25 protein-coding genes are annotated in these 25,521 nt (G+C 41.6%); 12 read left to right on the forward strand and 13 right to left on the reverse strand.

Translation table 11 applies throughout. The features are described 5' to 3' along the window. The 7 genes from tatB to E2H97_RS18770 all read right to left on the reverse strand — a co-directional run bounded on the left by tatB (position 1) and on the right by E2H97_RS18770 (position 4,951). Positions 1–420: a Sec-independent protein translocase protein TatB gene (gene tatB, locus E2H97_RS02875; RefSeq protein ID WP_133405734.1), complete on the reverse strand. Its 420-nt coding sequence runs from the start codon at positions 418–420 to the stop codon at positions 1–3. A 6-nt stretch (positions 421–426) separates the two neighbouring features. After that, positions 427–660, reverse strand: coding sequence for a Sec-independent protein translocase subunit TatA (gene tatA, locus E2H97_RS02880; RefSeq protein ID WP_133405735.1), 234 nt, complete (start codon positions 658–660; stop codon positions 427–429). A 29-nt stretch (positions 661–689) separates the two neighbouring features. Continuing rightward, positions 690–2,330, reverse strand: coding sequence for a ubiquinone biosynthesis regulatory protein kinase UbiB (gene ubiB, locus E2H97_RS02885; protein ID WP_133405736.1), 1,641 nt, complete (start codon positions 2,328–2,330; stop codon positions 690–692). Further along, positions 2,330–2,947 carry a ubiquinone biosynthesis accessory factor UbiJ gene (locus tag E2H97_RS02890; RefSeq protein ID WP_133405737.1) on the reverse strand — a complete coding sequence of 206 codons (618 nt, stop codon included), beginning with the start codon at positions 2,945–2,947 and terminating at the stop codon, positions 2,330–2,332. The genes ubiB and E2H97_RS02890 overlap by 1 nt, the downstream gene beginning before the upstream one ends. Beyond that, complete coding sequence (gene ubiE / locus E2H97_RS02895; protein ID WP_133405738.1) at positions 2,947–3,702, reverse strand: bifunctional demethylmenaquinone methyltransferase/2-methoxy-6-polyprenyl-1,4-benzoquinol methylase UbiE; 756 nt, start codon at positions 3,700–3,702, stop codon at positions 2,947–2,949. The genes E2H97_RS02890 and ubiE overlap by 1 nt, the downstream gene beginning before the upstream one ends. A gap of 101 nt (positions 3,703–3,803) precedes the next feature. Beyond that, positions 3,804–4,823, reverse strand: a complete 1,020-nt coding sequence (locus E2H97_RS02900; protein ID WP_133405739.1) for a formimidoylglutamase — start codon at positions 4,821–4,823, stop codon at positions 3,804–3,806. Further along, entirely contained in the window at positions 4,787–4,951 is a 165-nt protein-coding gene (locus E2H97_RS18770) for a hypothetical protein (RefSeq protein ID WP_170308233.1), read from the reverse strand. The genes E2H97_RS02900 and E2H97_RS18770 overlap by 37 nt, the downstream gene beginning before the upstream one ends. A gap of 56 nt (positions 4,952–5,007) precedes the next feature. Between E2H97_RS18770 and E2H97_RS02905 the strand changes: the two genes are divergently transcribed. The 4 genes from E2H97_RS02905 to E2H97_RS02920 all read left to right on the forward strand — a co-directional run bounded on the left by E2H97_RS02905 (position 5,008) and on the right by E2H97_RS02920 (position 9,068). Continuing rightward, on the forward strand, positions 5,008–6,483 hold the full coding sequence (locus E2H97_RS02905; protein WP_133405740.1) for an NAD(P)H-hydrate dehydratase: 1,476 nt from the start codon (positions 5,008–5,010) through the stop codon (positions 6,481–6,483). A 183-nt stretch (positions 6,484–6,666) separates the two neighbouring features. Then, the gene (locus E2H97_RS02910) at positions 6,667–8,190 is read left to right on the forward strand and encodes a hypothetical protein (RefSeq protein ID WP_170308234.1); all 1,524 of its coding nucleotides are present in this window, start codon (positions 6,667–6,669) and stop codon (positions 8,188–8,190) included. Positions 8,191–8,306: 116 nt separating this feature from the next. Continuing rightward, positions 8,307–8,561 carry a DUF2960 domain-containing protein gene (locus E2H97_RS02915; protein WP_133405742.1) on the forward strand — a complete coding sequence of 85 codons (255 nt, stop codon included), beginning with the start codon at positions 8,307–8,309 and terminating at the stop codon, positions 8,559–8,561. Beyond that, positions 8,562–9,068, forward strand: coding sequence for an RDD family protein (locus E2H97_RS02920; RefSeq protein WP_133405743.1), 507 nt, complete (start codon positions 8,562–8,564; stop codon positions 9,066–9,068). A gap of 46 nt (positions 9,069–9,114) precedes the next feature. On the opposite strand, the gene E2H97_RS02925 is transcribed toward E2H97_RS02920, so the two are convergent. The 5 genes from E2H97_RS02925 to E2H97_RS02945 form a co-directional block, all read right to left on the reverse strand. Beyond that, entirely contained in the window at positions 9,115–9,633 is a 519-nt protein-coding gene (locus E2H97_RS02925) for a GNAT family N-acetyltransferase (RefSeq protein ID WP_133405744.1), read from the reverse strand. A gap of 219 nt (positions 9,634–9,852) precedes the next feature. Continuing rightward, complete coding sequence (locus E2H97_RS02930) at positions 9,853–10,488, reverse strand: peroxiredoxin-like family protein (protein ID WP_133405745.1); 636 nt, start codon at positions 10,486–10,488, stop codon at positions 9,853–9,855. Positions 10,489–10,832: 344 nt separating this feature from the next. Next, positions 10,833–12,119: a DEAD/DEAH box helicase gene (locus E2H97_RS02935; protein WP_133405746.1), complete on the reverse strand. Its 1,287-nt coding sequence runs from the start codon at positions 12,117–12,119 to the stop codon at positions 10,833–10,835. Between the two features lie 82 nt (positions 12,120–12,201). After that, positions 12,202–13,998: an aminopeptidase P family protein gene (locus E2H97_RS02940; protein WP_133405747.1), complete on the reverse strand. Its 1,797-nt coding sequence runs from the start codon at positions 13,996–13,998 to the stop codon at positions 12,202–12,204. 100 nt (positions 13,999–14,098) lie between these two features. Then, on the reverse strand, positions 14,099–15,799 hold the full coding sequence (locus E2H97_RS02945; protein ID WP_133405748.1) for a hypothetical protein: 1,701 nt from the start codon (positions 15,797–15,799) through the stop codon (positions 14,099–14,101). 194 nt (positions 15,800–15,993) lie between these two features. On the opposite strand from E2H97_RS02945, the gene E2H97_RS02950 reads away from it, so the two are divergent. Next, entirely contained in the window at positions 15,994–17,211 is a 1,218-nt protein-coding gene (locus E2H97_RS02950) for a M24 family metallopeptidase (protein ID WP_133408554.1), read from the forward strand. Positions 17,212–17,257: 46 nt separating this feature from the next. Here E2H97_RS02950 and bamJ read toward each other — a convergent pair whose 3' ends face one another. Beyond that, positions 17,258–17,731 carry a BamJ family beta-barrel-assembly machinery protein gene (gene bamJ, locus E2H97_RS02955; protein ID WP_133405749.1) on the reverse strand — a complete coding sequence of 158 codons (474 nt, stop codon included), beginning with the start codon at positions 17,729–17,731 and terminating at the stop codon, positions 17,258–17,260. A 382-nt stretch (positions 17,732–18,113) separates the two neighbouring features. On the opposite strand from bamJ, the gene nhaA reads away from it, so the two are divergent. From nhaA to E2H97_RS02990, 7 genes are all read left to right on the forward strand, one after another. Beyond that, a complete protein-coding gene (gene nhaA / locus E2H97_RS02960; protein WP_425466798.1) occupies positions 18,114–19,319 on the forward strand; it encodes a Na+/H+ antiporter NhaA in 1,206 nt (401 codons plus the stop codon). A gap of 84 nt (positions 19,320–19,403) precedes the next feature. Next, on the forward strand, positions 19,404–19,718 hold the full coding sequence (yqfB, locus tag E2H97_RS02965; protein ID WP_133405750.1) for a N(4)-acetylcytidine aminohydrolase: 315 nt from the start codon (positions 19,404–19,406) through the stop codon (positions 19,716–19,718). A gap of 353 nt (positions 19,719–20,071) precedes the next feature. Continuing rightward, positions 20,072–20,518 carry a GNAT family N-acetyltransferase gene (locus E2H97_RS02970; RefSeq protein ID WP_133405751.1) on the forward strand — a complete coding sequence of 149 codons (447 nt, stop codon included), beginning with the start codon at positions 20,072–20,074 and terminating at the stop codon, positions 20,516–20,518. 17 nt (positions 20,519–20,535) lie between these two features. Further along, positions 20,536–21,207, forward strand: a complete 672-nt coding sequence (locus E2H97_RS02975; RefSeq protein WP_170308235.1) for a nitroreductase family protein — start codon at positions 20,536–20,538, stop codon at positions 21,205–21,207. A 623-nt stretch (positions 21,208–21,830) separates the two neighbouring features. Continuing rightward, positions 21,831–24,026 (forward strand): ExeM/NucH family extracellular endonuclease, encoded by a 2,196-nt coding sequence (locus tag E2H97_RS02980; RefSeq protein WP_133405753.1) that lies wholly within the window; start codon positions 21,831–21,833, stop codon positions 24,024–24,026. A gap of 104 nt (positions 24,027–24,130) precedes the next feature. Next, positions 24,131–24,577, forward strand: a complete 447-nt coding sequence (locus E2H97_RS02985; RefSeq protein WP_133405754.1) for a PaaI family thioesterase — start codon at positions 24,131–24,133, stop codon at positions 24,575–24,577. Positions 24,578–24,636: 59 nt separating this feature from the next. Continuing rightward, positions 24,637–25,323, forward strand: coding sequence for a hypothetical protein (locus E2H97_RS02990; protein ID WP_170308236.1), 687 nt, complete (start codon positions 24,637–24,639; stop codon positions 25,321–25,323). Positions 25,324–25,521 lie beyond the last annotated feature (198 nt).

Genomic DNA, 25,521 nt, shown 5'->3' on the forward strand with positions numbered 1-25,521 from the left:
TTATCCGTTGTGATCTGTCGACGGCTTAGACGCTGTTTCTGCTTTAACAGCAGGAGCCTCTTTAGGTTCTTCCTCTGAAATCGCTGGCTTTTCAACTTTTTCAGAAGAAGGAGCATCGTCATCGACCTTATAAGGTCGGTTGACGGATTCAGCCGCTTGCTTGAGCTTGTCAATTGACTCTTGTAATTCAGGAGACAAATTCGCTAGCCCTTTGCTTTCTGCTTCTTTCAGATCTTTATGCAGTTGCTCAATGTTTAACTCTTGTTCCAGTTCATCTTTCACTGAGTTAACCATGCGCTTAATTGCTTTGATCCAGCTTGCTACTGTACGAACTGCGACTGGCAGGCGCTCAGGTCCAAGTACAACGAGACCAATAATACCTATCAGCAACAGCTCCATAAAGCCGATGCCATCAAACATAGCTGGTTACGCCTGTTCTTTGTCTTTTGTTTCAGTGGTGGTTTTGGTGTCAACGTCAGCCGTTTTGTTTGCTGCGGTTTCATCGGTCAAAGACTTTTTGTCTTCTTCTGACATGGCGTTTTTAAAGCCTTTTACAGCACCGCCTAAGTCGCTACCAATGTTACGCAGTTTTTTCGTTCCAAACAGTAAAACCACGATGACGGCAATAATAAGTAGTTGCCAAATGCTAATACCAGCCATGAAATACTCCTAATTTTCTCAATTAAAATCTACGATTTAGGTCGTGTGAACCAACCAATTAACCAGACTCCGACACCTAAACCTATACAACCTTGTGCCAACATAGGATACGCACTTTGTGTAAACAAAAAGGTGCCACAAATCAATAAAACGGCCGAACTTATCAATAAATAGTGACTTTTATGTAACTGTTGTTGATGTTTAAGGTATTTATTTAGCATATCTTGCTGTGAACCTAACATCTTTCTGCCGAGTTTTAAGTTGTCGTACACCAACTCTGGCAATTCGGGTAACTTTTCTGACCAAAATGGCAAGTTCGATTTTGCCTTTTGATAAAAGGCCTTAGGCCCCACTTGCTCTGACATCCAGTTTTCTAAAAAGGGCTTAGCCGTTTGCCACAAATCGAGTTGAGGATACAACTGTCTTCCTAATCCCTCAATATAAAGCAATGTTTTCTGAAGAAGAATTAATTGTGGCTGTACAATTAATTCGAAACGTCTTGCTGTTCTAAATAGCTCAAGCAGTACATGCCCAAATGAAATTTCGTGAAGCGGTTTATTGAACATGGGCTCACACATGGCTTTAACCGCTTGTTCAAAAGCAACCACATCTGTGTCTCCAGAAATCCAACCTGACTCAATATAAAGATGGGCGATGCGTTGATAATCTCGATTGAAAAACGCCAAAAAGTTTTCAGCTAAATAGCGTTTATCAGATTCACTTAACACGCCCATGATCCCGCAATCTAAGCCGATATAATAAGGATTGTCAGGATGCTCTTTGGAGATAAAAATATTGCCCGGATGCATGTCGGCATGGAAAAAATTATCTCGAAACACTTGAGTAAAAAAGATTTCAACGCCGCGCTCTGCCAGCAGTTTAAAATTAGTACCTTGGGCGGTGAGCTCTTCAATATTAGCAACGGGAATACCGTCGATACGTTCCATTACCATTAAGCGACGATGGCATAATTCTTCATAAACGAATGGAATATAAAGTGAATCAGAATTTAGAAAGTTGTTTCTAAGTTTTGTGGCGTTATGAGCTTCTAACTTTAAATCCAGCTCGCCAAGAATGGTATTTTTATAATCCGCGATGACATCGGCAGGGCGAAAGCGGCGGCTGTTACCAAGCAGTTTTTCAAGTGTCTGGCTGACTTGCTCCATCAAGGTAATATCAGCATGGATTTGTTGCTCAATATTCGGACGCAGTACTTTCAATACCACGGGAGCGCCATTGGACTTCAATGTGGCGCAATGTACTTGCGCAATCGAAGCTGAGGCGAGTGGCGTATCGTCAAAATCATCAAAGTGAGTATCAATGCTTGTCCCAAGTTCAGCTTCAATGGCTTTTCTTGCAAGCTCTGATGCAAACGGTGGCACTCTGTCTTGTAATTTCGCCAGCTCTTGCGCCCATTCGTCACTGAGTAAATCACGGCGAGTAGACAACATTTGTCCGAGTTTAATGTAGACCGGACCCAGTTCCAGCATCGCAAGCCTGAAACGTTCACCACCGGCTAAGGATTTGTGTTTGTTTCGGATCCAGAAAAAGCTACTGCGAAGCAGACGAAAGTACCAAGGCTTAAGCTTTTTGGGTAAGAGTTCATCAAGACCGAATTGCAGTAGTACCTTGATGATGTGATATCCACGTCGGATCCCTGTGATGCTCATTAGTTAACTTGCTTCCTTAAGGTTGCAATCCGCTGAGCTAATTGCTCAGCTTCGGTTTCAAGTGTTTCTAGCCTATCTTGGAAATGAATAAATTCAATCTTGTGGGGCGCCAGCTTATATTCTTCAAGGGCTAATTCGGCAAGGTGATCTTTAGTGCGAGACATCACCTTGGTAACATCGGCTTTTAATTGTTTCAAGCCTGTTTGTAGCCAGTGAGCGGGCGCATCGCCAATCACCTTCGCCATTACTTCTGCCCAATCAAACGATAACTGTTGCAGATAGTGATTAAAGTTCTGCAGCAATGTTAAATCGCCATCGAGTTGAAGTTTATCGGCTTTGATAAGCTCGGTAAGGTTAGCGCCTTCCGTTAAGCGATATAAGGTAGTGGCATCCGCATGGACACTAACATCAGCCTCATCAGGATATTGGCTCATCACTAAGATTTGCTCACCGCCGATAAAATACAGTGGAAACGGTAATTGCTTCAGCTGGATCTTAATGACTTTGCCTTTAAGCTTACTTTGCTCGGCATTAAGGTGAGGGTTTAATTTAGCGAGTTGAGTAAGTGCCGTTTCAACGACACTCACACACACTAAGGCCAGTTGATGCGAAGACATTAGAACTTGTATCCGCGGTGTAGAGCGACGATACCGTCAGTCATATTGGTATAGTCAACTTGCTCAAGTCCGGCATCAATCATCATCTGTTTTAGCGTGTCTTGATCGGGATGCATACGAATCGATTCAGCGAGGTATTCGTAGCTGTCAGCATCATTGGTGATCAGTTTGCCCATTTGAGGAATGACTTTGAAACTGTATAAGTCATACACTTTTTTCATGATGTCATGCTGTGGTTTCGAGAACTCCAGCACCAATAACTTGCCGCCGGGTTTTAACACGCGCTGCATTGAGCGGAGCGCTGCGTCTTTATCGGTCACATTTCGAAGACCAAAAGCAATGGTGATGATGTCGAAATGATTATCAGGGAATGGTAGGGCTTCGGCATTGGCCTGAACGTAACTGACATTGCCGACAATGCCTCTATCGCGTAGTTTATCGCGACCAACTTTGAGCATAGAGTCATTAATATCAGCCAAGGTTACCGAGCCTGTAGGCCCGACAATTTGTGAAAACTTAGCAGTAAGATCGCCGGTACCTCCTGCTAAATCTAGGATTTTCATCCCCGGACGTGCAGCAGCTGTTTCAATGGTAAAGCGCTTCCAAAAGCGGTGGATACCCAATGACATGACATCATTCATGATGTCGTATTTAGCGGCAACCGAATGAAAAACATCAGCCACTAAATCGGCTTTTTTGTCGGCATCAACGGTCTTGTAACCAAAATGGGTTTGTTTTGAGCCACCATCAGACATGGTCTTGGTATCCTGTATTGTTTCACATCTTTCTAACGAGCATTATACCCACCAAAGTTCAAAAGTGTATCTTTGTAAAAGAGTTACTCTTTATTGGGAGATTAATCTTTGTGCAATCGACCTTGGATATAGGCATAGATCAATTCAGCTAAGCTTTGCCCCACTTGTTTCATTCCTTCATCGCTTGAAATAGGATGAGTTTTGGCAGCAGGCTCCGCAAAATGCACATAGCGACAATCGCTATGCTTAGCCATGTAATGGATATAATGGGCGGCATCCATCAGTGGAATACCTGCATAAGTGACGGCACTAGAAGGAAATGTCGCAATGGCGTCGACATCAAGTTCTAATCCTACGGGCAGTTTACATTGAACAAGTTTGTCGGCAATTTGAGCTAAGGCATCAGCGAGGGAGATTTCTCGTCTTACCCAAATTTGTTGCAAGCTGTGCCAGCTGCCACCAAAGTCTTTGAGTTGCTTAAGGTTAGCGGCACTGTTTTTAAGTTCGTGTAAACCCAGCACATGATAACAAGCCAGTGTTCCTTCCGATGCCGCATAACTAAAGCCATTACCACTGTGGCGACCTTCTTTTAGACGAAAATCAGAATGAGGATCGAGGTTGACCGCCGCCATTGGAGAGTCAAAACTCTGTTTTGCTGCGGTTAATAGTCCATAAGCGTTGTTGTGACCGCCACCGATAACTATTGGCTCAAGCCCTGTTTCAAAAATAGCTTTAGCTATCTCGATGACTCGTTGATCGATAACTTCTGCATTGGCTCGGAGCTGTTCAGTTGAAGCGTTTTCAACAACAAGATCACTACAATCAATTTCACCCCAAATGGCACATTCAGAGCCATTAAGATAATCATTACTTTGCAAATTGATCCATTGGCTAATGGCCGCTTTAAAACCGTCACCACTGCCACCACGACCTAAATTACCTTGTGGGCCAATATCTTCGTTAACACCAATAAGGACAAATTGGATGCCTTGTTGTTTTAGTTCGATTAGCTGGCTGGCTTGGCTAACAAAATGGATTTGGTTCCCAATACGAGTCTCTCCTTCTCGTACTGCTAACCATGGTTTTATTGTTGAAGCTGAATACGGAATAAACCATTGCATATTTTTTTATCCATTAGGGTGGTGATTATCGCATTTTTGCGCTTTTTCTGATTTAGGTCATGCTCTGCGGTAAAAGCGTTTGCTAACCTGTGAGCTAAACCGTCTGGCAAGGCTTGCCCTCTGGTCACAAAATGGTGACCTATCTACCTACATTACTACTCACATTATTATGGAGAAGAACACCATGACGAACAAGAGATTGCCTAATGAGCTATACAATGTTGAGCAAGTTCGTCAAGCAGAAATCGATGCGAGCCAAACGATAAATGGTGGCTTATATCAATTAGTTGAAAAAGCGGGAGCAGCAGCATTTCAATGGCTACAGCAACACCAAGCATCGGCAAAGCGCGTCTTGATTTTAGTGGGTAGTGGTAATAACGGTGCAGATGGATTGGTATTGGCTCGTTTGTTAGTCGAGCATGGTTATCAAGTCGATGTGATGGGACTGTTGCGCCCTGTGAATTCCAGTGAATATGGGCAAGCCTTACAAGCTTTGCAAGCTGTAAATGTACAAGTACAGTCTATTGATCTTGATATTTTCGACAAAGTTGATGTGATTATTGATGCTTTGTTTGGAACTGGGTTATCCCGCCCGTTATCAGAAGAGTTTCAGAGCCTAATCAAAGGCATTAATCGAAGTTCAGCTTTTCGTTTGTCACTGGATGTGCCTTCAGGCATTAATGCCAATTCTGGTGTCGGTGTTTTTGCCGTGGCTGCGGATGCTACCATTGTATTTGGAGCCTTAAAAAGAGGGCTATTTACTTATCAAGCGCGCCATTTTTGTGGACAAATCTTTTTTGCTGACATCGGATTAGCTGAATTTTTGCCAGAAACCGACACATTCAGGTTTGATTGTCATGATATTCAGGGGATTTTAGGTAAGCGTGCTCGTCATGCACATAAAGGTGACTTTGGGCGGGTGAATGTAGTAGGCGGTGATCTTGGTATGCCCGGTGCGGTTCGACTCAGCGCAGAAGCCTGCTTTAGAGCTGGAAGTGGCTTGGTTGCTGTAGTGAGTAGACCTGAGCATCAGCATATCGTTTTGACAGGCTGCCCTGAGTTAATGTTTTGTTCAGCAGAATTTATCGATATGGATGTTTATCACCGTTTAGGGTGGGCTGATGTTTTAGTGTTGGGACCGGGACTTGGAAGGCAAGATTGGGGACAGAATTTATTTAAAGCGACCAGCTTAAGTGGAAAACCAAGTGTGATTGATGCCGATGCCCTGAATATCTTGAGTAAAGACCCTGTAAAGCAGGACGATTGGGTACTGACTCCACACTCGGGTGAGGCGGCAAGATTACTGGATTGTAGCGTCGAAGAAATTGAACGTGACCGTTTTACTGCTGTAAAACAACTACAACAAAAGTATGGCGGAGTGGCTGTTCTAAAAGGAGCCGGAACCTTAATTTGCGATGGTAAGCAAACCATAGTCGCAACCGTGGGTAATCCGGGCTTATCCAGTGGTGGTTGTGGTGATGTTCTATCAGGGATTATTGGTGCCATGATGGCGCAGGGGTTATCACCGATGCAAGCCGCTTATACTGGCGTTATTGTTCATGGCTGTGCAGCAGATAAAGCCGCTGAAAAAGGAGAGCGAGGCATGCTCGCCAGTGACTTAATGGAGCCTATTCGCCAAGTCGTAAACAGCCTTGGCTAATACCTTGTTTTGACCGAAATATGCCATTAATAGTGTTATAACAACTCTGTTTTTTGACTACTTTACGCCCCTCGCTAAGTTACAAGAAGTGTGAACCTTCGGTTAATCTTTTTTCATTTCGATAAGATTAAAATGGGAGGTGGTTATACTGAACAGCTATTTGAGTTGGTTGAGGAAGGTATAGTGGCATCGGCATCTTCTTGGGTTATGGTCAATGGATTCGATAATACTTGTTTTGTTTCTGGTGGAAAGGTAAAGGACAGTATTAACAATACAGAACAAGCGTTCAACAATTGCTTTAAAGATGATCCAATGACAGCTGTATTATGGGTAAAATTTACAGAGCAGGTTAGCGCTTTTGTAGATAAGTACCCAGGAGAAGAAGAGCAGACTTATTGTCATCTTTCAGAAGTTAACACCTCACTTTCTAAAACAAACGATTTACAAGGGTTACACGCGAAGCGAGAATTACTCGTCCAATTGATAAGCACTATTGTTGAACTTCAGGCTAGTGAACTGTCTGAATCAGACATTCCGAAGTTTCACCGGGCTTTTTTAGATTTTACTGAGCATCTTGAAGCTGAAACTCGTCTTTCAAAGGATTCACCAGAAAAAACAGCTTCAATTCTACAATCAAAACCTAATGACGGTATTTTTCAAATAGTAATTGCAATAAAAGCTCAAGAAACGGCTATTGATCTAGTTGGCGAGCAAATAGCTCTAGATTTAGAGAAGACCATAGAAATAGCCATTTGTCATCGCTGCTGGATTTTGGCTAGTTATTGTTTTACTCGAAGCGGTTATAAAGCATTTCAGATGTTCGCTGAACCGAAGAGACAAGAAGATTTTGATAACCATATACTTTTCACCCTAGTAACGCATTATGACTCAAGTGCTTCAGCGCTTGAGTTTACTAAAACTCTGATCGAACATTTGCCTAAAGAATATATTACAAAAAAGAATCCATTTGGCTCGTCACTAGTAGGGCGATCTAGCTCTATGGATGATCTGAATGTGTTTAAAGAAATGGTCGCAAGAGCTCCAGAAGAACTATATAGCTTAGATTGTTATGGTGTTCCGTTTTTGCATTCACTTGTAAAAAAAGGTGCGAATGTTGGTCGATTTTTTAAGGCCATAACTGAAGTTGAACAAAGAATACAACAGCCTTGGCTAGCTTCAACCGAAACAGTTAGGTTTCAATGGCAAACATATAGTCAAGTAGGGGGTCAGCAAAGATTCGAACGTTCTGGTAGTGCTTTTGAAGAAATTGTTTCGGTTGGTTCATCTGCATGTGACAACAAAGAAGAAAAAGTTGGTAGGGGGGAAAGAGTGGTGGCTGTAAAAACGGCACCGCCATTTAAGGTGAATTGGCATCTACTGACTCCCGATGGCGATTCTATTTTACATCATGCTCTACACACTCAAAAAATGGAAGCACTTTGCGCCATACTTAAATTGCCCAATTTTCCAATAGATATGAAAAATGGTCTAGGAGATACAGTGTTACATACAGCAGTCAGGGAGTGTAAAATTACGGAGGCCGCTAACATTATGGGCTTTGATGGTTTAGGCAAGCATTCTGGTAAATGCCGAGATACTGATTTAAAGCATAAATTATGCGAGGCTAAGAATATAAAAGGTCAAACCGTAGTCGAGTTAATGAGGGCGTTAAAGAGGCAAAGCTTGTTAGATTTGGTGAAGAAGTAAATTTATACTCGTGATACCTGAAAGTTGCATCTTCAACTATCACGAGTATATACACTCGCATTTTGAGTTGATTTTTCAGATAATACCCAACATTAATACGGCTCTAGGAAAACATCATGCCGCGCCAAGTGCAGTACACCTTTAAGGGTGAAACCAAAGTTATTCCATTCAGTTTTAGTCAGCACCATGATCCTTATGAAGCTGTCGCGGCTGAAGAAGGAATTGATTTAACCCGTTTTTTGCAAATGGAGCAACAAATCGCCATGACCTCAAAAAAAGGGGCGAAAGCGGAACGAGATTTCAGGCGCAGCGAGTTTTCGCGTATGGGATTTGCCAATATTCATTTTGTTCAGGATGACGAGGAGTCTTAAATGCCGGTAATTAATGCCGAACACGCTAATTTTCCCAGAGCCAGTTTCTTACGACGTCTAGGTGCAATAATTTATGACTTGTTATTGGCGGTAGCGATTTATATGTTTGCTGGTGCCATAGGCTTTGGCGTCTTTGCGGTTTTATTTTCTACCGGAGTGTTGAATTCTCACGGCTATGAAATTGCTTCAGATTCATTACATAATGTCCCCGCTTATAAAGGTACGTATCAACTGTGGTTAGCCATCACAGTTGCTAGCTTTTATGCGATATTTTGGAGTAAAGGCGGGCAAACTTTAGGTATGCGTGCTTGGCGTCTTAAAGTTCAGCATCCAAACGGTCAACGCATCAGTTTGATCACCGCTTATGCGCGAGTGGTTTGGTCATTACTGGGTATTGGCAATCTGTTTATTTTACTTAATTCAGATAAACGAGCTTTACAAGATTCGATGACGCGTTCAGAAGTTGTTGAGCTATCCAAAGAAGCAAATGAAATGCGCAATTGGTAATATCTACAGCAGACTTTGAAGCCCGTTCTGGGCTTCTTCTGTTTTTTTAAGACGTCGCCAGTAAATAATACCCTCGTTCATCCATTTCAAAAAAATCCAATACCTTCATATTGTCATTTCTCGTATGGGCTCGAAAGGAACGTTCATTGTCTTCGGCAATAAAGGTCACCATGTGTTGATACTTTGATAGTGTTTGCTGTTTTATCGCTTCAAATAAGGGCTGAAAAACGTTTTTCCCCCGGTAGGCTTTGTTAACCCAGATAGGACCATATTGGCAGCTTTGCTGTTGACTAATACCGTGCATCGGCAGCTGCTGATACATTTTCTTATAAATTGGCCATTTGTTGAAAAACGACCATGGCGCGACCAGTACGTATCCAATGATGTTAGTGTTCACTTCTGCGATATAGATGAAGCCTTGACTGAGGATCGTGGCTAATTGCTCAAGGGAGAATGATTGTCCCAGTTTTGAGCTAACATCAAGCTGGTGTTCATCGTGTAGGTTATCAATTTCGAGTTGAGCTATTTGCTTAAGATCTTGCAAAGTGGCGGAGCGCACAATCATAGTGAGGTATACAGGTGAATAAAAAGTCCTGCGTATTGTTACAGCTATGATTTATGAGTACAAATTTAGTTGTAGGTTATTTGAGACATACAGGAAGGAGCAATAGTGTGATAAGACAACCGTCCGTGACAGGATGTCACGGTCGTCAGCACATGGACGTGCGCTTCAGTTGGCGTTCACACTATTGCTCCTTAGTTATTTAGAGCTAAGAAGTAAGAACTACTTAACTTTCTTTTTAATCAACTTAGCGGCAGTTAATACTAACTCTGGTTCTGCACGAACTTTGAAATTTGGATTCACGTATTGGAAGTGTACTAAGCCTTTATTGTCAGTCATAAATAACGCAGGTACAGGAAGCACTAGACGCTTTTCACCTTCAGGCGTTGTAAAGCTTGGGTTGGTGACACCAAAAGACGCATAACGTTTGGTAGTGCGCTCGCTGGTAAAGAATGCAACACCAAAGGCCTTAGCCGCTTTCATTTCTGGATCAGATAGCAACTGGTAGCCTAAATCGTTTTTGGTCATCGATTCTTTCAGCTTTTCAGGCGTATCAGGTGAAATACCAATAATTTGGAATCCCATTTTTAGCAGTTTTGGCTGTATTGACTGAATTTGTCCCATTTGCGCATTGCAGTAAGGACACCAGCCACCGCGATAAAAGAAGAAAATCGTCGGTTTTTGGTTAGCTAATTTAGCTAGGTTGGTCGATTTTCCATTGATGTCAGAAATACTGATATTTGGAATGTTTTGCCCATTGAGTAATGGTGAAACCAATTCGTCTTTGGTGGCGATGGGTTTTGCGGTAGCGCTGATAGTGAACAGCAGCGCTAAAGTAGTGAGAAGTCGAGTAAACATATCAGGCCTTAATTCATTGTAATTGTCTAGGGCACGCCCTAGAGGTCGTTCTCAATTAAAGAGTTTTTGATTTGTTACGGCCTAAAATTGGCAAAATCAAGGCACGAAGATTGAAGTTTAGTGAACTAAACGAAAACTGAGTAACACAGAGTTTGCCAATTTTAGGCGTAACCCGTAGGGCTGCGTTTCTTTTTTGTTTAAATGGCGTTGTCAAATGTTTGTGTAGATACACTACACCTCACATTTTCCGCCTTGTTTAACCTAAAAAATTAACTGCAGCAAATCAAAAATCTAATTGGGAACGACCTCTAAATAAACAAGACCTGATGGCTAGAGTATTTATTTCACTTTTTTGTTTTTTTTGTCGCATTTACTTTTACGCGACGACCCGACATGCTTTTTTCTGCCACGATTTGCTCGCGAACGTTATCGCTACGTTCACGATTTTTACTGAAGCTGCGACGTTTTTGTAGTTGCTTAAGCAATAAGTCACGGCTGCTCACTTCATAGCCCGGCACCATAATGCGCTTGAGCTTAAAGCCGATCAGTTTTTCAATGTCTTTAAGTGTGCGCTCTTCTTCACGGCTCACAAAAGAAATGGCGACACCGGTTTTACCTGCACGGCCAGTACGACCAATACGGTGCACATAGTCTTCGGCTAGAAACGGTAAATCGTAGTTAACCACGTATTCAAGGTTTGGAATATCTAAGCCACGTGCAGCCACTTCAGTAGAAACCAACACTTGGAGCTTACCTTCGGTGAACTCACGCAGTGCACGACGGCGATTACCTTGGTTTTTCTCACTGTGGATGGCTTTGGTTGGAATGCCGTCTAGGTTTAATTCTTTGGTTAAGCGATCCGTATCTTCACGAGTGGCACTGAATACCAATACTCGTTGCCAATTCTTTTTGCCGATCAACTCTGAAAGCAATTCGCGCTTACGGCGTTGCTCTACAGGGTAAACCACTTGCGAAACGGTTTCGGCGGTAGTGTTTTGCTTATCGACACTGACGATCTTTGGATTCTTCATCAGCTCATTAGCAAGACGCTTAACTGAACCATTAAAAGTGGCAGAAAACAGCATGCTTTGTTTTTGCTTGCTGGTGGCTTGTAAGATCTTATGAATATCAGTGCTAAAGCCCATATCCAACATACGGTCGGCTTCATCTAACACTAAATAATCGATATTCGCTAAGCTGATGTTGCCACCGATAAGGTGCTCTAATAAGCGCCCAGGCGTAGCAATGATGATATCGGCACCTTCTCTCAGCTTAAGCGCTTGTGGCTGCATTTTTGTGCCACCGTATACGGTAACAATACTCAGATCCAAATAGTGGGTGTAAGCATTTATGTTATCAGCAATCTGGGCAGCAAGCTCGCGAGTCGGGGTTAAAATCACCGCTTGACAGTTGGCTTTGGCGACAGCTTTAGGGTTTTCGATCAGCTTTTGTAAGATTGGTAGGGCAAATGCAGCGGTTTTACCTGTGCCAGTTTGAGCGTTAGCGATCACGTCATGACCACGACGGATCACTGGAATCGCTTTTTGTTGTATCGGCGTTAAGTTTTTATAGCCATATTCGGTTACACCTCGCAACAGTGCTTCGGGAAAGCTAAAAGATTCGAAATTCATAATATTTCCTTAATTCGCCTAAAAACAACAACGCCGATTTAACGGTCAGCTAAATCGGCGGCGGAGTATAACACTATTCTATTTAGATTGCTTCAGTAGCGCGGGTTAGCCACTCTAAGTCGCGACCTTTTAGATGTGCTGATAAGCTTTTGTGAACCTTAATGTGATACTGATTGAGCCAACGGATCTCTGATTCAGTCAGCAAGGTTTTATCGACCAAACGATAATCGATAGGTGCTAGCGTCAGTGCTTCAAACGAGTACATGTCGCGTTCTGCATTGTTAAGCTCAGAGCACTTTTGTACCGCAATCAAGTTTTCAATACGAATACCAAAATCATCCGCGCGATAATAGCCCGGTTCATTTGAAACTACCATACCTTCCAGTAATGGTACTTGATTCCCTTTGCTTGCAATGCGTTGTGGTCCTTCATGCACGTTCAGGAAATGACCGACGCCATGTCCGGTTCCGTGATCAAAATCGAAACCGTATTGCCATAGATACTGACGGGCAAAGGTATCAAGTTGTTGACCGCACGTGCCTTTCGGGAAGCGGGCACTATCAAGTGCAATATGGCCTTTAAGCACTAAAGTAAACATTTGTTTGTGCTCAGCGGTCACATGCCCAATGGCTACGGTACGGGTGATGTCTGTGGTGCCATCAAGATACTGAGCGCCAGAGTCCACAAGGTAGATAGAGTCCATTGGCATGATGGCTGGTGTACCATTCAAATGGTTGTAGTGGCACATAGCGGCATTACCACCCACGGCGGAAATGGTATCAAAGCTAGGCTGCTGATAGAGGGGATCTTGCTTTCTAAAGCTCTCTAGTTTGTCGGCAAGTGCGCCTTCATCGTAGAAGTTATTGTCTTTAACTTCATTGTCTAACCATGCCAAAAAGCGCGTTACCGCAACACCATCTCTCACATGGCAATCACGCATGCCTTGCAATTCAACTGGGTTTTTTTGTGCTTTTATCAAAGCAATGGGATCATCGCCAGCGACTAAACTTACGTTCGAGTCTTTTGCCACTATCTGTGACCATGCATTTGCAGTAGCTGGGTCGGCTAACAGGCGTTTACCTGATAGCTGTTGGATGTGATGCTTAAGCTCTTTTTCGGCATAGAAAGTCACGCCCTTGCCAACGTGCTGCTCAATGTTATCAGGCAGTTTGGTTAAATCGACGAACAGTTTCACTTGTCCTTTGCTGTCGATAAGCAGTGTCGATAACACCACTGGCAAACATGGCACATCATTACCACGAATATTAAGCAGCCACGCGATTGAGTCTAATGCGGTGATCAAAGCCACATCGGCATTGGCTTTAGATATCATATCAGCAATGGCGTTGCGTTTGTCGCTGCTGCTTTGACCTGCTTGCTGTTCACTGAACAATAACATGCTGTCTTGTGGCGGCATTGGTCGGGTTTGCCAATTGGCATCAACCGGATTAGTATCTAAGTTAACCAACTCAATATTGGCTTTAGCCAATTCTTGCTCAGCTTGTTGATACCAGCTGTAAGTATGCAAGCGCGCATCAATCCCCACTTTACTGCCTTCAGTTAAGTTCTCTTTCAACCAGTCAACTTGTGGTCTATCGGTAAGACTTTCATAGGCAAATAATGCAGGACTGACTTGCTGGCGAACTTGTACCGTGTAACGTCCATCAATAAAGATTGCGGCTTTATCTTGTAAAACGATGGCAGCGCCAGCAGAGCCCGTAAAGCCTGTTGCCCATAATAAACGCTCGTTATGAGCGGGGACATATTCTCCAAGGTATTCATCAGCGCGAGGAATAATAAAGGCATCAATACTGTGTTGTTTTAAATCCGATCGTACGGCCTTTAAGCGCTCGGCAATGACATTGGCAGCGACAGACATAAGGGGCTCCAAAATAAAATAACTTAAAACCGATTATCGCAGTGGTTAAAGGACTATTGCAAGGTTAGAGATTCTGCTCTACACAAATGCCATACTTCATTTAGGCGTGTGTTGTGTCTTTTTTTTGTTCATAAGCAGTTGTCATAAAACTCTCATCTGCTGGTGGCACTTCATCTTCTTTAGTGAATGCTGGTTGACATGTGTAGGCATCAGGGCGTTGATGCGTTGGATAGTATGGCGGAGGGGGAGGGAGAGAAGGTATATAGGTGCCTGTAACAAAACCTACAGGTAAGGTGCGATATCGATAGCTATGCTCTTCACATGTTTGTGAACGCGTACTTTTAGCATAAGTTGTCTGCGATTGTGTTGCTGTCGGTTGTGTCTTATCACCCCATTGTTCAGATACACAAAAAGTAAGTTGTTTTAAATTATGGCAGACTAGACAGTAGGGAGTCGGAGCCACTCTGGCAGTTGAAATTTTTCCGGCTGTTTCATTGACATTAATTCCATAAATTTCAATGATTCGATCAAAAACTTTAGTACAGATGAATTCAAGCCAATCGTAATTTTTTTGATTAAGTTGTTCTATTGGTAGATACGAGGCTTGAGCTAATGATAGGGGAGATAATATTGACCCTCTAGGCTCCTGTAGAAGACAAGCCATCAAATCCGTAGCAACTTGCTCTCTTTTGTGGCTGACAAAAGCGGTTTTTAATTCCGGTGTTAATTGCGAAGATAAAGTCTCTTCCTCAGTTACTTCAGATAGAACAGAATAAATGATTTCGTTTAAGGGGCAGTCAAGTAAAGAGTTTGCCCCCGTGGCGGCCTGTATTACATCATCTTTATCTTTTATTGTTTCATCGAACCAATCCCGAGACTGAGTTTTAATGGCTATGATCACCCTTAAAATGGCCGTTTCATCATTGAGTGGAAATTGTTCGCTATTATGGGGAAGGCTCGTGATTTTTATTAAGGGGCGATTTGATATGAACGCACTACATGGTCGACTACCTTTGGGGAATCGAATGAAGCTATCTTCGAATTGGTTTTTACTTTGACTAAATGCAGTCAAATCTGTCGTTGTTATTGGTTTTGCGCTTGGCTGAGTTGATTGGAGGGCAGGGGCTGCTTGCGTGTTAGTTTTCCTAGAAGTGGAGGTTAAAACAGGTTTATCCGTAGCTTGTTGCTGGGGGGACGGGGTTGTTACTACAGGAGGCGCAACGGTTGAAAAAGTAGATTCACGGCTTGTGTAAAGTGCTTGTAATGCATCTCGTTTTTCGGATTTATTCAGGGCAACATTTTCTTTTTTGTCTTTCATTAAACGTTTGGGTTTAGTGACTTCTTTAGTTAAAGAGGAATACCATGCTAAGAGCTCTGCGCAAGGCTTATTTTGAATGCTTCTAGAGCCGGGGTTTTCTAACCATGCTTGAGTTGTAGCCACTGTCATAGCTTCGCAAAAAAACACTTCTTGTTCATATTGTTCTCGTATTTCAGGAGGAGCTTTAGAAAGCACTTTGTATTCCAATGCAATATGTTCAGTTAATGTGTTACCTCTGTCAGTATCAACTTGACAAAATGAATACTGTTTTGCTCCAACTTTAATAGACTGGATTGATAGGAAGAAGCTTCTAAACTCTGGCTGCATAGCTGGACTAAGTTTAACAGACCAAACAACACTTCCCTGACTTTGCGCATTAGCGATTAACAGGAGAAGGTCGGATTGATCCACGATAAGTTGATGAGTAATGGGATCATATTCGACCATAACATCTTCACTATGTTGTGGGGTTGCTATAGCCATGGTCTTAATTTGAGCTTGGGATTACGAGCAATATAAATCGAAATAACCTTTATGGGTTGAAAATGAACGATTTTTAATGCGAAGTAATACTATTTATCTACAGTTTTATTGACTGTGTTTTTCACTTGATGACATTATTGCTTTGATTGGATATTTTATACATTGAGTCTGAAATTAATACGGGAAAAATAATGATGACAATAGGGATTAGTGGCTCAACACCTGAACAAGAATTGAGTAAATTAACTTCTTGGACAATCGATTTAAATCCGATTACATCAGATGAGATTCGACAGCGCCAGCATAAAGCACAATCGCTGATGGAAGAACATGGTATAGATGCTTTGTATTTAAATGCTGGAACCAACTTGTATTATTTTACTGGGCTAGATTGGTATGCCAGTGAGCGTATGGTTGGAGCTGTGCTGACTCGTGATGGAACCTTATTTTACATAGCCCCACATTTTGAACTCGGCACGTTAACCGATTATTTGCAGATAGAAGCTGAGATTGTAACTTGGCAGGAACATGAATCTCCTTATGAAATGTTGGCGGCTACTCTAGCGAAAAATGGTATTACTTCAGGTAAATTAACCATAGATGAATCGTCACCTTTCTTCCTCGTGGATGGTATTCAGAAGGCTTGTGTCAATATCGAGATAAGTAATGCTTTACCTATTACCCAAGGCTGTCGAGGGCAAAAATCAGCTGCTGAACTCGCCATTATGCAGCGCGCTATGAATATGACGTTAGAAGTGCAAAAAGCGGCTGCTAGAATTCTTTATGAAGGGATCACCACTCAAGAAGTGACGGAGTTTATTGATAAAGCTCATCGAAAGTTAGGTGCTGCTCAAGGCTCGTACTTCTGCATAGTGTTATTTGGTGAAGACTCATCGTATCCTCATGGGGTTAAAACACCCAAGAAGTTAGAAGCCAATGATGTTGTTCTTATCGATACGGGTTGTGAGCTCTTTGGCTATCACTCAGATATTACTCGAACCTATGTATTTGGTTCGCCAACCGACAAGCAAAGACAGATTTGGGAGCTTGAAAAACAAGCTCAGTTAGCGGGCTTTGAAGCGGCTAAGCTTGATGAGCCTTGTGGGCGAGTCGATGATGCTGCGCGAAATGTGATTGTTAATGCAGGTCTAGGACCTGATTATCAATTGCCTGGATTACCACACAGAACAGGTCATGGCATTGGGCTTGAGATCCATGAAGGACCTTATTTAGTCTCGAGTGAAACCACTTTGTTAGATGAAGGTATGTGCTTTAGTAATGAGCCGATGATTTGTGTTCCGAATGAATTTGGGATCAGATTAGAAGATCACTTCTACATGACAAGTCATGGTCCTAAATGGTTTACTGAGCCTTCTTTTTCCATTGATGATCCGTTTGGTAATCAAAAATAGATAGGATTGGCATAGTTCCAATGAGCTATGCCCTTTTCAAACAAGACTATTTATCAATACCTAATAACTCAACATCAAAAATCAATACCGAGTTCCCCGGAATTTTACCTGTAGCACGTTTTCCATAAGCCAAGTTACTAGGAATAAAAAAGCGATATTTATCACCAACAACCATCAGTTGCAGACCTTCTGTCCAGCCTTTGATCACTCGATTAAGTGGGAAAGAGATAGATTCACCACGATCAACAGAGCTATCAAATACCGTTCCGTCAATTAAGGTGCCGTGGTAATGAACTTTAACAACATTACTGGGCGTAGGGTGAACAGTGCCAGACCCATTTTCTAACACTAAATATTGAAGCCCTGAAGCTGTGGTTTGCACTCCGTCTTTTTCTTTATTTTGAGCTAAGAAGTCTTGCCCTTTGATCAGATTTTCTTGTGCGACTTTGTTGTTCACATTTTGGGTGTAAAAATAAAAAATCACTAAGGCAATAACAACAACGGCTAAAAGCATTTTCATAAATTTCGTTCGTCCTAAGTTGGTGTATAGCTGAATCAATATAAGATGGCATTCTCAGAGCTATCTGTGGAGGCACAATTTAAGGCGCATCAATGCAGTAATGTTGATACCTTATAAATTGATGCAACAAAAAAGTGTGCCTCCACAGAAGCTCCTTACAGGCTGGTCTAAAAGAAATTTATTCTGCGTTAAATTGCTTCGACGTAGGAGCAACTATGCCTACACCAATTTTCCTTGTCTAAATTTCTTTTAGTTCCAGCTGAGTGCGCCATTTTATATAGATTTAGCGATATAAGTTCTATACTCAGCTATGGTAACAAGATTGAATTTCGTCTACCATGAGAAAATCTGACATATTATGTCTATAATCTGAGGAGGAAGAGTGGACGAAAAAGTTGTAAACACGAGTAACAGCGACGATTTTATGAAGGACTTTTTTAAGTTAGAATCCGCTGGAGGCATCTTACTCTTTATTGCTGCCTGTCTAGCTATTGTAATTTCTAATACTGGGCTTGAGCCATATTACAAAATGCTGCTCTCAACTGAGGTTGAAGTTAGAGTCGGTACTTTTGAAATTGCCAAACCTATGTTGCTTTGGATCAACGACGGCTTAATGGCGGTGTTTTTCTTCTTAGTTGGTTTAGAGCTTAAACGAGAGCTACTCGAAGGTGAGCTTTCAGATAAGCGAAATATTATTCTACCCGCGGTGGGCGCGATAGGCGGAATGGTATTTCCGGCATTGATCTATGTGTATTTTAACCAAGATCCTGTGGCGATCCGAGGTTGGGCAATCCCCGCGGCAACCGATATTGCTTTTGCATTAGGTGCGCTAGCCTTATTGGGCTCAAGAGTGCCAATTTCGATTAAAATCTTTCTAACCTCACTGGCCATTTTTGATGATATTGGTGCAATCCTGATCATTGCGTTTTTCTATACCTCAAAAATCTCACTGACGGCATTATTGGTAGTGGCGGCTGGTACAGCGGTTTTATATTTACTGAACCGTCGTAATGTATGTAACAAAAGTGTTTATATCTTGGTTGGTCTGATTATATGGGTAGCGACTCTTAAATCGGGTGTTCATGCCACATTAGCCGGTGTGTTGGTGGCCATGTTTATCCCGATGCGTTCTAAAAAGAATGAGCAGGAGTCACCATTAAAAGAAATGGAGCATGACTTACATTCCGTTGTCGCCTTCTTTATTTTACCTGTATTTGCCTTCGCCAATGCTGGCGTAAATTTAACGGGTGTGACCATGGACCAAGTGCTTCACGGCGTGCCTGTGGGGATCGCTCTAGGATTATTCGTTGGTAAGCAAGTGGGGATTTTCGGTCTATGCTGGTTGGCGGTAAAAGCTAAACTTACCAAGCTTCCAGAAGGCATGAACTGGAAGAGCTTATACGGTACAGCTGCACTCTGTGGGATTGGATTCACAATGAGCTTGTTTATCGGTTCACTGGCGTTTGAAGAGACTGGCGTCAACCTACTATTTGATGAGCGATTGGGCATTATCGTTGGTTCATTAGTATCAGGTTTGGTTGGCTTCTTTATTCTGAAGCACAGTTTGAAAAAGCCTGTCGCAGAATAATTGGTAGAAGATAGGTTATGCAGGGTATCTTGAATTAAAGCATGATACCCTGCTTTATCATTTTCTTATGTACTCTCTGCGATTATGTCAGTTCCAACCCAAATTACCTTTTTTGAAAAACTTTGCCCTTTGGTCGCTTCAGGCTTAAAAACCATCACTATTCGGGATGAATCAGAAAACAACTATCAGCCTAACTCTGTCGTCGAGGTGTACACTCTCGAAACCAATCTTAAAGTGTGTGAAATTCGAATCTTATCGGTGGAACCTTTGAAGTTCGAACAAATCAATGAGTTTCATGCCAAGCAAGAAGCTTTGCCTTTGGGTGAACTTAAGACGCTTATCAAAGACGTTTACCCAAGCACCAATGACTTATTTATGATCAAATTCGAATTGGTATAGATGTGATAATTAACATTGTTCACATAAATAAAACCTTATGTTAACGTGTTGTACTATTCATTATTGAGGTCATTCTCAATTAAAGACTTTTTGATTTGTTACAACCTAAAATTTGCAAAATCAAGACGCGAAGAGTGAAGTTTAGTGAGCTAAATGAAAGATGAGTGACGCAGAGTTTGCGAATTTTAGGTGTAACCCGAAGGGCTGCGTTTCTTTTTTGTGTAAACGGCGTTGTCAAATGTTCGTGTAGAATAACTACACTTCACATTTTCCGCCTTGTTTAACCTAAAAAATCAACAGCAGCAAATCAAAAATCTAATTAGGAATGGCCTCTAACAACAATAACCGTGAATATGAATATAAATATTACGCTTAGAGATCCTATTGCTTCAGACGCCAATGTATTTTATGAACATCAAGCCGATCCTGTTGCTTGCAGAGTGGCTCATTTCGATGCTCGAACCGAAAAAGAGTTTACTCAACATTGGCAAACCATCACGTCTAGAGATGATGTAAAAATTTCGACTATTGATTCTGATGGTTCTGTTGTGGGCAACCTTGTGAGCTGGCAACAAGATGGTCAGCGATTAGTTGGTTTTTGGCTCGGGCAAAATTACTGGGGAAAAGGTGTTGCTTCACGGGCATTAGAGCTATTTACTCAATCCCTTCCTCGCCCTTTATTTGCTTATGTTCATACCTCAAACATCGCCTCGCAACGTGTGCTAGAAAAATGCGGTTTCATGCTTTGCACTCATGTGGCTTGTGATAATGAGCAAGAGTTCTTATTTCGACTGGATTAACAGAGGGAATTATAACTATGGATGAGCAACATTTTCCTTTATCTGATTTTATCGAATACCCAACCGATGAGATGCTGAAGCGGGCTCAAGATAATTACCAAGAAATAAAGCGTCGTCATTCGATTCGTAAATTCTCAGACAGACCCGTTGATAAGGCCATCATTGAGCAAGCGATTTTAGCGGCGGGTACCGCACCGAATGGAGCCAATCACCAGCCTTGGCATTTTGTTGCTATTCAAGATCCTGAGGTTAAATCGCAAATTCGTCAGCAAGCTGAAGCTATTGAACAAGCGTTTTATGGCGGTCGCGGTGGTGAAGAATGGCTCGATGCGCTTAAACCTTTAGGTACTAATGCTAATAAATCGTATCTTGATACAGCACCTTGGCTAATTGCTATTTTTAGCCAAAAACGAATGAATACTGATAATGGAGATAAAACCAATTATTACGTCCACGAATCTGTAGGTATTGCCACTGGCTTTCTTATTCAAGCTTTGCATAATGCCGGATTAGGTACACTCACCCATACCCCAAAACCTATGAGTTTTTTGACCGAGATTTGCCAGCGTAATCCTGATAATGAGCGCCCTTATATGCTCCTTGTTGTGGGATACCCTGCTGAAGATGCGACGATTCCTGAGCATGCCATCAATAAAAAGCCGCTGAATGAAATATTGACTGTTATTTAACTTAAAAACATCAGTTTGCATAGCGTTTCAGCCATTAGGTAAATGATGAAGACAGTAAAATTATTGCTAACTCAGACAGATACTAACTTAATGTGTGTTCAACTGATGTTCTTAGGTTCAATGTAGGAAGGTGGCCTCCAAGATCGTTGAAATGATTTTCGAGTAAGCACTGAGACGTCAAAGGTTATGCGCTTAAACAGCAAAAGGTGACGTATTCATCATCGGAGATTTAAATGTAAATGGGAAATACTTAAAGAGTTTCTGATTTTTCAGAAGCTGAGCTAACCACAGTCTTTAATTGGGAACGCCCTCTAGAAAGGAAGTTCATTTAATTGTGAGCACCATCAAGTTTAGAACTTTATTTTAAGTATCTATTCTAATTGCAAAATTTTTATCAATATCTAATTTTTGTTTCATTTAGACTTGTCGCGTAAAGTAAAATAACTAATTGAAAATATTTACTTTTTAATTTTAATTAGGCGCTAAGTTTACTTTGAATTAACCATAAACTTTGTAAGGTAAATAATATGTGACCCAAGTGGCGCTTTTGTTGAGGCTATTTTGGGAAGATCTCGCCCCGAAGTATTCATCAGTAATACATAAATATAAATGGGGTTGATCTAATGAAACACTTTAATAAGCTAACGGCGATTTCAATTGCAGTTACTAGCGCATTGTCGTACTCGGCTCACGCAGCTGACGAATTTACCTGCACCGATGCTGAATTTACAAAAATCAGTGCGATTCAAGGTTCGGGATTTAAGAGCCCTAAAATTGAAGATGGAAAATACGAATCTAACGAAGCATTTGTGGTTAAAGGTATTGTAACGGCACGTTCAAACCGTAATGACGGTTTCTTTATGCAATCAGCGATGGCTGATGTTGACGATAATAATAAAACCTCAGAAGGTATTTTTGTTTACTTAGGCAAAGGTAAAGATGCGCCTAAATGGTTAGTGCCTGGTTCTCAAGTTTGTGTAAAAGGTAAGGTTGAAGAAAAATTTGGGTTAACCCAAATTACTTCTGATGAAGCTCGATTAGCTAAAACTTCAGAAGATAAAGCACCGATCCCAGTAGCCACTGAATTTAAGCTTTTAGGTGATGAAACTTATACCCAAGCGATGGAACGCCATGAAGGCATGAAAATCAAGCTGGTGGCTGACAGTGAAATGGTTGTGACCAGCCCTTATGGTTATAACGGACGTTATAACAGCATGACATTATCCCATAAAACTCCCTTGTTTAAGCCTACGCAAATTCATATGGCTGGCAGCAAAGAGGTTGCCGATTTACAAAAAGCCAATGATGCTCGTCGTTTAGAAATCGAAACCGATTTAAGTGCGCCAAAAGGTCATATTCCATACTTCCCTGATTTTAATGCTGAAACTGGTTTTATGCGCGTCGGTGACACCTTACAAAATATTGAAGGTGCGATAGGGTATTCATTTGGTAAATATCGCTTATATGTCACAAACGAAATCAAGCCTACAGATTTTACTCGTACAGTTGAGCGTGCAGACATCGAAACACCGACCATTGCTGAAAAAGGTGATTTACGTGTCGCTAGCTTCAACGTATTAAACTACTTTACCAGCCACAGTGAAATTGGTGGTGCGTTAAACGCAAGCTGTAAAGATCAAGCGGATGCTGATGCTGTTCGTGGGTGTAACCGTGGAGCCAAGGCGGCTAAAGCGATTAATCAAACCGTAAAACAAGCATTTGAGTTGCAAAGAACGAAGATTGTTAAATCACTCAAAGCGATGAATGCGGACATTGTCGGTTTAATGGAAATCGAAAACAACGGCTTTGCTGATGACAGTGCAATTCATGATTTAGTGACTGAACTGAACAAAGAAATGTCGGGCGATGATGTTTACAAGTTTGTGAAAATCGCAGCAAAAGACATGAACAAAGACAAGTTCTTTGGTACTGACGCGATTATGGTCGGCATGCTTTACAGACCAGCAAAAGCGATGCTTGATGGTGATGCCATTGTTATTAAAACACCTGAGCAGCATGCACCTGCAGAAGTGGCTACTCGAACCAAAGACGATAAAACAGAGAAAAGCCCTAAATATGACAAGTTCCAGCGTTACTCTTTAGGGCAAACCTTTACCATTGGTGAAAACAAGCTAACAATAGTGGTTAACCACTTTAAATCTAAAGGTTCTGGTTGCTTAGAAGATTGGATTGATTTTGCAGATAAGTCGGATCCTAAAGACTTACAAGGTCGTTGTAATGATTTCCGTGTAAGTGCAGCTGAAGCGGTTGGTCATGCGCTTAAAACGATAAAAGGTGATGTGCTGATCATTGGTGACTTAAATGCTTATGGTAAAGAAGATCCTTTGCAAGTACTCACCAATTACTCGAAAGCTAACAATCCAGATAAAGTGATCCACACAGCCGCTTATACCACTCTAGATGGTAAAGAGTTGGATAAGACGCAACGCGAAATCACAGAAGGTTTTGGTTACATCAACCTTAACACTAAGCTACACGGAGCTGATACGTACAGTTATAAGTGGGCGGGTGAATTAGGTAATCTTGATCATGCGTTAGCGAACCAATCCCTTGCTGGTAAAGTCAAAGATATTGAAGATTGGCATATTAATTCTGCTGAATCGACCATGTTTGAATACGCGTCTAAATACACTGGTGATTTAAAGAAAGCGAAGAATGTGTTTTCATCTTCAGATCACGATCCGGTTATCATCGCGATTGATTATACAAAGCCGAAGAAAAAGAGCAGTGGTTCTCTTGGTTTCCTAGCTCTTGGTTTACTTTCATTGGCTGGAATTAGACGTCGATTAATAAAGTAACAGTGGTTAGGTTAAGTCCTAAATAACCTGTAATCGGGATGGCAATAGCCATCCCTTTTTTATGGTAAGATTTTGTGAGATAAGATAAAGATAAAGGAAGAATAATGAGCATATGGTTTGCCCCAATTACCCTAGAAGATTGTGAACGTTTGGATAAAGGCTTGCATCAAAAAGGCACCTTGATGGAAACCTTAGGCATAAAAATTACCGAAATCGGTGATGATTACTTAGTTGCAACCATGCTTGCGGAACCTTCGATTCATAATCCTATTGGTATTGTTCATGGTGGTGCCAATGTCGCATTAGCCGAAACGGTGGCCAGTTATGCCGCCAACTTTGTCGTGGATTTCACTGAGTACTATTGTGTTGGTCAAGAGATCAATGCCAACCACATTAGAGCATCGCGAAAAGGATTGCTTACCGCCATTGCTAAGCCTGTGCATATTGGTAAACGCAGTTCAGTCTGGGAAGTAAATATCACCAACAGTGGTGGTGAGCTGGTATGTGTTTCTAGAATGACAGCGGCTGTTGTAAAGCGTAAACATACCTAGGGCCGATATCAGGTGTTCACCTGAGGGTTTGTTTATTGTTTCTCTAATACACTTAGAGCATGAAATTATTTTGTATCGGAGAAACAGCCATGCGGCGCAGTCAGTTTTTTTCTAAAAAGTGGGTTCATCACTTTTTAGGTGTCATGCTGTGGGGCTTATCTTTATGTGGCTTTCAGGTGCATGCAGCACAGAAATCTGAGCTTGAGCATGCGACTCAATTAACCTCACTTTCAACCTCTCAATCAGAATCGGCTAGCAAAGACATCGATTCTGTGGCCGTTTCAGCAAAGATAAAATCAGATGTCCCAGTAAATCAGTGTGATCAACAATCCAATTTTGTAAATGATAAGAGTGGTCTTGCACTCATCGGTCGTATTTATCCCAGTAGAGATTTACAAGTCGGGGATAAAGTGACCGTAAAGGTTTATGATAAATACAATCGCTTGTTACCAGAACAACTAGTGTTAACCATAGATAAGCCTCAACAAGGTAAAGCTAAGCAGTGGGCATTTCAACTTGCTTACAACATCAATCATCAATTTGCTGGGATCAGAGCAGGGCAAAAAGACAAAACAGGTGGAGTGTCACCAAAGTACAGCTGTAACTTAGTTTATGCATCTCCGTATAGTACAGTCGGTCATATGGAAACAGTATTTACAATAGCGAACTCTCATCTTGCTGATACAGAAACCGTTGATAATTCAAATCCAATCTCACTTGCAAACTCAGCGTATCAACTACAATAGATTTTTAAATGTATAGGTGTGATATTTCAGGCAATTTTTTTAATATTTTATGCAAGGGTTCAGTTTTGCTCTTGCTCCCTTATTTCACTTCTGTTAGCTTCTTAAAAGCTTGTGAAAACACAAGCTTTTTTATATGTCTTAGGAATACCAATTTAAAATAAATTGTGACACTTATCTCCCTTAAGTGATGCTGTATTC

The sequence above is a fragment of the Parashewanella tropica genome (assembly GCF_004358445.1).
In the GTDB taxonomy this organism is placed as follows: domain Bacteria; phylum Pseudomonadota; class Gammaproteobacteria; order Enterobacterales; family Shewanellaceae; genus Parashewanella; species Parashewanella tropica.

Coding starts and splice junctions, on each gene's coding strand:
- tatB (WP_133405734.1), bottom strand. CDS start 420: ATGTTTGATGGCATCGGCTTTATGGAGCTGTTGCTGATAGGTATTATT.
- tatA (WP_133405735.1), bottom strand. CDS start 660: ATGGCTGGTATTAGCATTTGGCAACTACTTATTATTGCCGTCATCGTG.
- ubiB (WP_133405736.1), bottom strand. CDS start 2,330: ATGAGCATCACAGGGATCCGACGTGGATATCACATCATCAAGGTACTA.
- E2H97_RS02890 (WP_133405737.1), bottom strand. CDS start 2,947: ATGTCTTCGCATCAACTGGCCTTAGTGTGTGTGAGTGTCGTTGAAACG.
- ubiE (WP_133405738.1), bottom strand. CDS start 3,702: ATGTCTGATGGTGGCTCAAAACAAACCCATTTTGGTTACAAGACCGTT.
- E2H97_RS02900 (WP_133405739.1), bottom strand. CDS start 4,823: ATGCAATGGTTTATTCCGTATTCAGCTTCAACAATAAAACCATGGTTA.
- E2H97_RS02905 (WP_133405740.1), top strand. CDS start 5,008: ATGACGAACAAGAGATTGCCTAATGAGCTATACAATGTTGAGCAAGTT.
- E2H97_RS02915 (WP_133405742.1), top strand. CDS start 8,307: ATGCCGCGCCAAGTGCAGTACACCTTTAAGGGTGAAACCAAAGTTATT.
- E2H97_RS02920 (WP_133405743.1), top strand. CDS start 8,562: ATGCCGGTAATTAATGCCGAACACGCTAATTTTCCCAGAGCCAGTTTC.
- E2H97_RS02925 (WP_133405744.1), bottom strand. CDS start 9,633: ATGATTGTGCGCTCCGCCACTTTGCAAGATCTTAAGCAAATAGCTCAA.
- E2H97_RS02930 (WP_133405745.1), bottom strand. CDS start 10,488: ATGTTTACTCGACTTCTCACTACTTTAGCGCTGCTGTTCACTATCAGC.
- E2H97_RS02935 (WP_133405746.1), bottom strand. CDS start 12,119: ATGAATTTCGAATCTTTTAGCTTTCCCGAAGCACTGTTGCGAGGTGTA.
- E2H97_RS02940 (WP_133405747.1), bottom strand. CDS start 13,998: ATGTCTGTCGCTGCCAATGTCATTGCCGAGCGCTTAAAGGCCGTACGA.
- E2H97_RS02945 (WP_133405748.1), bottom strand. CDS start 15,799: ATGGCTATAGCAACCCCACAACATAGTGAAGATGTTATGGTCGAATAT.
- E2H97_RS02950 (WP_133408554.1), top strand. CDS start 15,994: ATGACAATAGGGATTAGTGGCTCAACACCTGAACAAGAATTGAGTAAA.
- bamJ (WP_133405749.1), bottom strand. CDS start 17,731: ATGAAAATGCTTTTAGCCGTTGTTGTTATTGCCTTAGTGATTTTTTAT.
- yqfB (WP_133405750.1), top strand. CDS start 19,404: ATGTCAGTTCCAACCCAAATTACCTTTTTTGAAAAACTTTGCCCTTTG.
- E2H97_RS02970 (WP_133405751.1), top strand. CDS start 20,072: ATGAATATAAATATTACGCTTAGAGATCCTATTGCTTCAGACGCCAAT.
- E2H97_RS02975 (WP_170308235.1), top strand. CDS start 20,536: ATGGATGAGCAACATTTTCCTTTATCTGATTTTATCGAATACCCAACC.
- E2H97_RS02980 (WP_133405753.1), top strand. CDS start 21,831: ATGAAACACTTTAATAAGCTAACGGCGATTTCAATTGCAGTTACTAGC.
- E2H97_RS02985 (WP_133405754.1), top strand. CDS start 24,131: ATGAGCATATGGTTTGCCCCAATTACCCTAGAAGATTGTGAACGTTTG.
- E2H97_RS02990 (WP_170308236.1), top strand. CDS start 24,637: ATGAAATTATTTTGTATCGGAGAAACAGCCATGCGGCGCAGTCAGTTT.